The sequence below is a fragment of the Shewanella sp. AC91-MNA-CIBAN-0169 genome (assembly GCF_040310165.1).
GTDB lineage: Bacteria > Pseudomonadota > Gammaproteobacteria > Enterobacterales > Shewanellaceae > Shewanella.
The window spans coordinates 1-1,612 of record NZ_JBEOPM010000058.1 but is presented as its reverse complement, the minus strand read 5'-3'; the positions used below and the strand labels follow the sequence as shown (position 1 = coordinate 1,612).

The following is a 1,612-nucleotide window of genomic DNA, read 5'->3' as shown; positions in this document are numbered from 1 at the left end:
TGCAGAATCTCCCTGCGTATATATTACGAGAAAATTCTACTTTTGAAATCTACTATTTTTAGGGGGGATTACCCATTAATTTATGCACATGCATTATATTTTTAGTGACAACATTACTTCAAGATGCAATATCACTTAATTAATAATTTAACATACCCAACACTTATATACTCTAGGATAAATTGAAAACGTTTTGATGGTACTTTTTTTAGTGAAAAATTAATATGACAAATAAAATAAAAGCACAATAAAATCAATAAATATAACAAAAACGAAAACTGATACTCATCATAAATCGAGTATAATATACAATTCCCAAAGCTAAAGAGTATTAACGATGACGAACCAAACAAAATAAATGGACTTAAATAAATTTGCTTCACATAGTGAGCGGTTAACAGAGAAAGTTCAATAAATAAAATAGAAGATAAACAACCAAATAAAAAATATGGGTAGGCATTGCTATTACGTAATGACATCCCCGACAAATCATCAATAGTCATATTACCAGTTGCATAAAGTGCAAATAAAGACGATAATAATACAATGCTAACCATTAAAATATAACGATTTTTATCATTTTTAAAAATACTTGAACGTGATCCTTCATTTTGCAATATAACTGAAAGATAAAATCCTAATAAAATAAAAATAAAAGAGTGTAAAATTGAGGGGCCGGCAACGATTTCACCTCCACCATAAGTCATAGCAGATAAGTAGTGACCAAAAGGTATAAATGTAATTGGTTTTAATAGTGAAAAAAAGCTGAGTACATGAGGAATAAAACTTAAACCAATCGCGTACTTTAAACCATATCGAGAAATAAACAGTAATAGATAAGGTGCAGAAATTAAAATCAAAGTGTAATACTTTAAAATATCAGTAAAAGGTGTACCACCTAAAAAAATTATCATTCTTAGTGTATAAGCAATGCTATATTGCATAGAAAGACCCAATAAAACACAAGTTAACGCATACAACACATAACATTGAACAGCCCTTGTCCAAAGTTTTATTTTAATATTTTCAAATCCAGATTCATTCATTTTTCGTAAATATATTCTATGCAAAAAAAATCCAAAAACAACAATAAATAGTGGTGTAGAAGTTCTGAATACAAGATTCATAGACAATCCTGCATTATAATTTAATGCTGAAAATGTATGTGATGTCATCGCAAAAAAAATCGCAATACCTCTAGCGAGATCTAACCCGACAATACGATTCATAATATATTTCTCTTTATATTCACGAGTCTGTAAAAATCGCCTTTTAAAATTATTCTCTTAACTATAAACATAAGTAGAAAAATCACAAAGTATCGAAAATTTGTTTATTGTTCATGTCAATGGTGAGTATACATCGTTTGAAATTGTTATACCATTAACTAACTTTACTCCTGAACATATGTGGAATAATAATGTCTTATCATAAATACTGTTTCATCATAAAATATCTTGCTGAGCTACCAGGGCGAGATCGTGAACGTTTTTTAGTCAATTAAATAGGTAATCTCCCCATTTTTAGCTGAGGTCAAAGTAGAGACTTAGGCCACTAGTGCCAGTTTTTGCTTTGGTGGGACACCACCAATTGCTGTATTGGGTCTTTCATT

1 protein-coding gene is annotated in these 1,612 nt (G+C 29.5%); it reads right to left on the bottom strand.

All coding sequences use genetic code 11. The features are described from left to right. Window positions 1–131: 131 nt before the first annotated feature. Complete coding sequence (opgC, locus tag AAEY98_RS22095; RefSeq protein WP_351019686.1) at window positions 132–1,229, bottom strand: OpgC domain-containing protein; 1,098 nt, start codon at window positions 1,227–1,229, stop codon at window positions 132–134. Window positions 1,230–1,612: the final 383 nt, after the last annotated feature.